5 protein-coding genes and 2 pseudogenes are annotated in these 6,822 nt (G+C 70.9%); 5 read left to right on the forward strand and 2 right to left on the reverse strand.

Annotated features, from left to right (window positions below):
• Positions 1 to 425 precede the first annotated feature (425 nt).
• Complete coding sequence (locus tag ADL03_RS25405; protein WP_197288636.1) at positions 426 to 1,505, reverse strand: PDZ domain-containing protein; 1,080 nt, start codon at positions 1,503 to 1,505, stop codon at positions 426 to 428.
• A gap of 44 nt (positions 1,506 to 1,549) precedes the next feature.
• On the opposite strand from ADL03_RS25405, the pseudogene ADL03_RS25410 reads away from it, so the two are divergent.
• Positions 1,550 to 2,863: pseudogene (locus ADL03_RS25410) on the forward strand (zinc-dependent metalloprotease); the annotation flags it as partial.
• A 432-nt stretch (positions 2,864 to 3,295) separates the two neighbouring features.
• Here the strand turns inward: ADL03_RS25410 and ADL03_RS25415 are convergent.
• On the reverse strand, positions 3,296 to 3,823 hold the full coding sequence (locus ADL03_RS25415; RefSeq protein WP_053736036.1) for a M48 family metallopeptidase: 528 nt from the start codon (positions 3,821 to 3,823) through the stop codon (positions 3,296 to 3,298).
• Between the two features lie 195 nt (positions 3,824 to 4,018).
• Here ADL03_RS25415 and ADL03_RS48710 point away from each other — a divergent pair, with 195 nt between their 5' ends.
• The 4 genes and pseudogenes from ADL03_RS48710 to ADL03_RS25430 all read left to right on the forward strand — a co-directional run.
• Positions 4,019 to 4,174: a DUF5679 domain-containing protein gene (locus ADL03_RS48710; protein WP_167979751.1), complete on the forward strand. Its 156-nt coding sequence runs from the start codon at positions 4,019 to 4,021 to the stop codon at positions 4,172 to 4,174.
• 45 nt (positions 4,175 to 4,219) lie between these two features.
• Positions 4,220 to 5,020 carry a TOMM precursor leader peptide-binding protein gene (locus tag ADL03_RS25420; protein WP_197288638.1) on the forward strand — a complete coding sequence of 267 codons (801 nt, stop codon included), beginning with the start codon at positions 4,220 to 4,222 and terminating at the stop codon, positions 5,018 to 5,020.
• Complete coding sequence (locus ADL03_RS25425) at positions 5,017 to 6,330, forward strand: AarF/ABC1/UbiB kinase family protein (RefSeq protein WP_053736038.1); 1,314 nt, start codon at positions 5,017 to 5,019, stop codon at positions 6,328 to 6,330. Before ADL03_RS25420 ends, ADL03_RS25425 begins: the two co-directional genes overlap by 4 nt.
• A gap of 268 nt (positions 6,331 to 6,598) precedes the next feature.
• A pseudogene (locus tag ADL03_RS25430) lies at positions 6,599 to 6,822 on the forward strand (hypothetical protein); the annotation flags it as partial.

Here is a 6,822-nt window from a genome sequence, read left to right on the forward strand (position 1 = left end):
CCAACACGGGGGTACCCCTGCGAAAGCACGCCCACAGCCCTACCGCGGGCAAGAAAGCCCAGCCCGCCGCGCGCAGAACGGCCGAGCACCACCGCAGGGTGAACGGCTGGGCTCCACTGCGGGCGGCGCCGGCCCGGCTCCAGCTCGGAGTTGGAACAGTCCAGGCCGGGCGCTTGATCACGCCGGGCGGTGTTGGCGCTGCTCACCCACGGCGGAACGCGTCACGCCCCCGGCCGCCACCCGATCTTGTCGGACCCCCTGAGTACGTTGAAACGCAGGGGTTCCCAACACGGGGGTACCCCTGCGAAAGCGCGCCCACAGCCCTTCCGCGAGCAAGAAAGCCTAGCTCACCGCAGGCGGGAACGACAGCGGGGCCTCCCGCACCGCCCGGCGCGAAAGACCCCGCTGAAACCGTCACCCGCAGGTCAGCAACTCGGCGTCGGCTGCCCCTTGGTCAACGCCTCCAGCGACGACACCGCGTCCTTGAGGTTCTCGACCTTGATCAGCGTCAGCCCCTCCGGCGCCTGCTGCTTCGCGTCCGTGCAGTTCGCGGAGGGCACCAGGAAGGCGTTCGCCCCGGCCTCCTTCGCGGCGACCATCTTGAACGCGATGCCGCCGATCGGCTTCACCGTGCCGTCGCCCTGGATCTCGCCGGTGCCCGCGATCGCCTTGCCGCCGTTGAGCTCGCCGGGCGTCAGCTTGTCCACGATCGCCAGCGCGAAGATCAGGCCGGCCGACGGGCCACCGACGTCGGAGAGGCTGATCTTGATCTTGAACGGCACGTCGGCGCGGTCGACCGGCGAGATGCCGATGAAGCCGGACGGGCGGTCGTCGGGCCGGTTGCCGAGGGTGAGCTGGGTCGACTTGGAGGTGCCGTCCTGCTCGAAGGCCACCTCGATGCGGTCGCCGGGCTTGGTGTTCTCCAGCGCGGCGCTCACGTCGGCGGCGCTCTGCACCTGCTTGCCGTTCACCGAGATGATGCGGGCACCGAGCGGGATGACGTTCTCCGCGGGGCTGCCCTTGGTGACCTGGTTCGCGATCACCTTGCCCGGATAGCCGAGGTAGTGCAGCGCGGCGACCTCGGCGGCGGTCTGCGACTCGCTGAACGCCTGCTCGTTGTCGCGCTGGACGTCCTCCTCGGTCTGGCCGGGCTTGATGAAGTCCTCCTTGGGCGCCAGCGCGTAGCGGCCGGACAGCCACAGGCCCAGCGCACCGAACAGCGACAGGTCGTTGGTGAGCGAGACCGTCGTCATCCGCAGGGTGCCCTGGGTGGGGAACGTGTTCTGGCCGTCGATGGACACGACGTCGGTGTCCTTGACCTTGCCGAGCACGTCGTAGGTGGGGCCGGGGCCCAGTGCGACGTAGGGGACCTGGGCGAACCCGCCCGCCGTTCCGAGGAGCGCCACGACCAGGAAGCTGGCGATCAGCGTCCACGTCCGGCGGGTCAGTCCGCGCTCCCTCGGCGGGGGCGCGGGAGCGGGTGCGGTCGTGACGGTTTCACTCACGGCTGAACAGCGTACGACCATGTCGATCCGCGTACGGTAGAGGCATGAGTGACGTGCCGTTCGGGTTCAGCGCGCAAAACCCCGATGACAAGGGCGGGAAACCGGGAGACAACCCGTTCGACTTCAGCCAGCTGGGCAACATGCTGAGCCAGCTGGGCGCGATGCTGAGCAGCGCAGGGTCGTCGAGCGGGCCGGTGAACTACGACCTCGCCAAGCAGATCGCGTTCCAGCAGCTGTCCTCGTCGCAGACGACGATCGGCTTCGCCGCCGACCAGTCCGGCGCGGTCACCGACGCCGTGCACCTGGCCGAGATGTGGCTCGACCCCGTCACCTCGCTGCCCGCCGGTACGCGCACCACGCAGGCGTGGACCGCCCGCGACTGGATCGAGCGCACCATCCCGACCTGGCAGCGGCTGTGCGACCCGGTGGCGCAGCGCATGTCCGGCGCGTGGGTCGAGGCGATGCCGGCCGAGGCCAAGCAGGCCGCCGGACCGTTGCTGTCGATGCTCGGCCAGATGGGCGGCATGGCCTTCGGGTCTCAACTCGGCAACGCTTTGGCGCAGCTCGGCGCCGAGGTCCTCACCTCGACCGACGTCGGCCTGCCGCTCGGGCCCGAGGGCACCGCGGCGTTGCTGCCGGCGAACATCGAGAAGTTCACCGAGGGCCTGGAGCGCCCCGCCTCCGAGGTCATGGTGTTCCTCGCCGCCCGCGAGGCCGCGCACCAGCGCCTGTTCACCCACGTGCCGTGGCTGCGGCAGCGCCTGCTCGACACCGTCGAGGAGTTCGCCAAGGGCATCACGGTCGACACGTCCGCCCTGGAGCAGCTCGCGGGCCAGATCGACCCGTCGAACCCCGCCTCGATCGAGGAGGCCATGGGCTCCGGCCTGCTCGAACCGCAGACGACCCCGGAGCAGAAGGCCGCGCTGGCCCGCCTGGAGACGCTGCTCGCCCTCGTCGAGGGCTGGGTGGACGTCGTGGTCGACGCCGCCGTGGCCGACCGGCTGCCCGGTGCGCCCGCGCTGCGCGAGACGCTGCGCCGCCGCCGTGCGTCCGGCGGGCCCGCCGAGCAGACGTTCGCGACCCTGGTCGGCCTGGAGCTGCGGCCGCGGCGCCTGCGAGCCGCCTCGGCGCTGTGGAAGCTCGTCGGCGACCAGCACGGCGTCGAGGTCCGCGACAGCGTCTGGGAGCACGCCGAGCTGATCCCGACCGCCGAGGACCTGGACGACCCGCTGGAGTTCGCCGAGCGGCTCGCCAACACCCGCAATGCGCTCGAGGACCCGATCGCCGAGCTCGAGCGCACCATGCGCGCGGAGAACGGCGCCAAGGCCGAGAGCACGGGCGAGCCCGCGGACCGGCCCCAGGGCAACGCGCCCCAGGACGACAAGCCGCAGGCGCGCGAGTCCCAGACCGGCGAGTCCCAGACCGGCGAGTCCCAGACCGGCGAGTCCCAGAACGGCGAGTCCCAGACCGGTGACAAGCCGCAGAGCGACACGTCCCAAGCCGGTGACAAGCCGCAGAGCGACACGTCCCAAGCCGGTGACAAGCCGCAGAGCGACACGTCCCAAGCCGGTGACAAGCCGCAGGGCGACACGTCCCAAGCCGGTGACAAGCCGCAGGGCGACAGGTCCCAGGCTGGTGACAAGCCGCAGGGCGGCGAGTCCCAGGGCGGCGGCAAGCCGCAGCCCGGCGACGAGCCGAAGACCGACTGAGCACCTCCTGACGTGTGAAAGCGCCCGGTGAGCACACCCTCATCGGGCGCTTTCGCGTTCGCCGCGGAACCGGTCCGCGGATCAGTCTTCCGACAAACCCAGTCCAGCCGCCGCCGAGATGCCCTCCAGGTAGCCCATGGCCCGCTCGGACTTCGGGTAGCGGTGCACCCACTCCCAGAAGTCCTTGCCGTGCCCTGGCACCAGCAGGTGCGCCAGCTCGTGCACCAGCACGTAGTCGAGCACCCACGGCGGCACGTCACGCAGCCGCTCGGACACCCGGATCGTGCCCTCGGACGGCGTGCAGGACGCCCACCTCGTGCGCATGGGCGGCACCCAGCGCACGCTCACCGGATCGGCGAGCGAGTCCAGGTAGCGCGCCGACAGCTCGGCACACCGCGCCATCAACGCCTCGTCCGACGTCCGCGCAGGAGATCTCCTGCGCGTCTCACTGCGCTGGAGGCGGCTCAACATCTCCGCCACCCAGTGCTTCTCTTCCCCCTTGGTCATCCGTGCCGGCAGAAGGACGACGACGGTGTCGCCCTCCCGGTACGCGCTGACCATGCGACGGCGCCGGGAGCTCCGCCGCACCTCCACCCGCGGTTCGGCCATGCAGTCACCGTAATCGGCGGCACCGACAATTTTCCGCCCCCAACCGGCCGCAGGCGCGCACCCGGCGGGTGAAGTTCCACCGAACGGCGGCTGGACACGCGCAGAATCGACATGCGCGGAATCGCCGCCCTGCAGAGGTACCGTCGCGCCAAGGTCCCCGAGTGTGTCCGCACTCACAACTGCAAGGGAGGGGCTGTGGCCGAGACCTACAACGGCTACTGCGTCAAGTGCCGCGAGAAGCGCGACTTCGAAGGCAAGGTCGAGGAGACCAACGGCCGGCGCATGGCGAAGGGCACCTGCCCTGTGTGCGGTACGAAGATGACGCGGATCCTCGGCAAGGCCAAGGTCTGACGTTTCCGCTGGCAGGGGGCGCTGCCCCCTGCCAGTCTCTCCAGTGTGGACACCCGACCCCGAGTGCGCAGCGGACTGCCCGTGGTGCGCCGCGGCCCCGGCGTCGTGCAGGTGGGAACCGACCCGAAGCACGCCGTCGTGATCGACGAGCTGCCCGCCGCGCTGGTGGACGAGCTGCTCGTCCTCGACGGCCGCTACACGATCACTGAACTGGGTGAAAAGCTCCGAGAACGCGGGGAGGACCCCGCCCAGCTGACCGCCGTGCTGGAGGCGCTGGACGACGCGGGCCTGCTCGAGTCGCCCTCCACGACGAAGGGCGCGACGGTCGCCGTGTTCGGCGCCGGCCACCTGGCGCTCGCGATGACGTCGCTGTTGGCCGAGTCGGGCGTCCGGCTCGCCCACCAGGCCGATCTCGTGGTGCTCGCCGCGACGCTGGTCCCCGATCCGAGCGTCGTCTCCGGGCTCATGGCCGCCCGGACACCGCATATGGCGGTGCGCGTGCGTGAGGGCGTGGGCATCGTCGGCCCCCTCGTGCTCCCCGGCCGCACCAGCTGCCTGAACTGCGCCGACCTGCACCGCACCGACCACGACCCGGCGTGGCCCGACATCGCCGCGCAGCTCGTGGCCAAACCCGCCTCGTCCGACGTGCTGTTCGCCTCGGGCACCGCCGCGCTCGCCGTCGTGCAGGCGCTGGAGTCGTTGCGCTACGTCCGCGGAGCCGCACAGGCACCGCCGCCAGTGCTCAACGCCACTGTCGAGCTCGACCTGGTCACGGGCGTTGCTGAGAAACGAAGCTGGTATCCGCACCCTGACTGTCAGTGCAGCGCACATAACATGGCCGTGTGACCGAGATTCCGCGCAAGGCCGTGCAGCGCACCGCCAAGCTGGCGAGCCTCCCGCTCGGCGTGGCGGGCCGGGTGGTCGGCGGCTGGGGCAAGCGACTGACCGGGCGCGCGGCCGACGAGGTCAACGCCGAGGTGACCGCCAAGACCGCGGAGCAGGTCTTCGCCGTGCTCGGCCAGCTCAAGGGCGGCGCCATGAAGTTCGGGCAGGCACTCAGCGTGTTCGAGGCGGCCGTGCCCGACGAGCTCGCGGCCCCGTACCGCGAGGCGTTGACCAAGCTGCAGACCGCCGCCCCGCCGATGCCCGCCCGCACCACCCACCGCGTGCTCGCCGAACAGCTCGGCGCGTCCTGGACCAAGCGCTTCCAGTCGTTCGACGACGAGCCCGCCGCCTCGGCCTCCATCGGCCAGGTGCACCGCGCCGTGTGGCACGACGGCCGCGACGTGGCCGTGAAGGTCCAGTACCCCGGCGCCGACGAGGCCCTGCGCGCCGACCTGAAGCAGCTGCTGCGGTTCTCCCGCCTGCTGCAGGCGATCATGCCCGGCACCGACGTGCGCCCGCTGCTGGAGGAGCTGCGCGACCGGTACCTGGAGGAGCTCGACTACCGCGACGAGGCCGCCAACCAGCGCACGTTCGCCAAGGCCTTCGAAGACGACCCGCACGTGCTCGTGCCCCGCGTCATCGCCTCGGCACCCAAGGTCATGGTCACCGAGTGGACCTCCGGCGTGGGCCTGTCGACGATCATCCGCGAGGGCTCCGCCGAGGACCGCGACCTGGCCGGCCAGCTGCTGTCCGAGTTCCACTTCTCGGCCCCGTCCCGCTCCGGACTGCTGCACGCGGACCCGCACCCCGGCAACTTCATGCTCGGCACCGACGGCCGCCTGCGCGTGATCGACTTCGGCGCCGTGGCCCGCCTCCCGGACGGCCTGCCGAAAACCCTCGGCCGCATGACCCGCCTGGCCCTGGACGGCCGCTCCGCCGACCTCGTCGACCTCCTGCGCACCGAGAACTTCATCCGCGAGGGCATGCCCCTCGACGGCGAGGACGTCCTGGGCTACCTGGCCCCGTTCGTCGAGCCCCTGCGCACCGAGTCGTTCCACTTCACCCGCCGCTGGCTGCAGTCACAGGCCGAACGCGTCGGCGACCTGCGCAGCCCCGACTCGCAGACCGGCCGCTCGCTGAACCTGCCGCCGCAGTACCTGCTGATCCACCGCGTGACGCTGGGTGCGACCGGCATCCTCTGCCAGCTCGACGCGCACGTGAAGGCGCGCGAGATCGTGGCTCGGTGGCAGCCGGGGTTCGAGGAGGTCTGAGCCGTTTTCGGGTCTTCGCCGGGTTCGCGGTGTGGCCGGGGTTCTGGTGGCCTGTGTTCAGGGTTCTGGTCAGACTGCGGGTCTGGCTCTGTCCAGGGTTCCGGTCGAGTTCAGACGGGGTCTGGCTCTCGTCTGCGCCGACTGGTCCCTTGCTCCCAACCCGCGTTGGCGAGCTGCGGTGGCCACCATCGAGTGAACGTGGCCCGAGTTGTCCACAGGTTGGCGCCGAGGTCCTTTCACCGATCACCTCGTGCCCCAAGATGAACTCATGGCTATCACAACCACCACTGACCTGCGCAAATCCGGTCTCTCCTCGCGCGAGATCCTCCGCCGCTGCCTGCCTGCAGGCCCCTGGCAACTCCTCCTGCCCGGCGTGATCCTGCAAAAACCCTCACCGCCAACCCGCTTGGACCGCCTCCACGCCGCCCTGTCCTTCGCCGGCCCGACCGCCGTGATCACCGGCGCCGACGCCCTCACCCGCCAGGGCGCCAC

The sequence above is a fragment of the Nocardia sp. NRRL S-836 genome (genome assembly GCF_001279525.1).
GTDB lineage: Bacteria > Actinomycetota > Actinomycetes > Mycobacteriales > Pseudonocardiaceae > Lentzea.

What these genes read in the sequence shown, in the direction of transcription:
- ADL03_RS25415 (WP_053736036.1), bottom strand. Translation starts at nt 3,823, where the DNA reads ATGGCCGAACCGCGGGTGGAGGTGCGGCGGAGCTCCCGGCGCCGTCGC.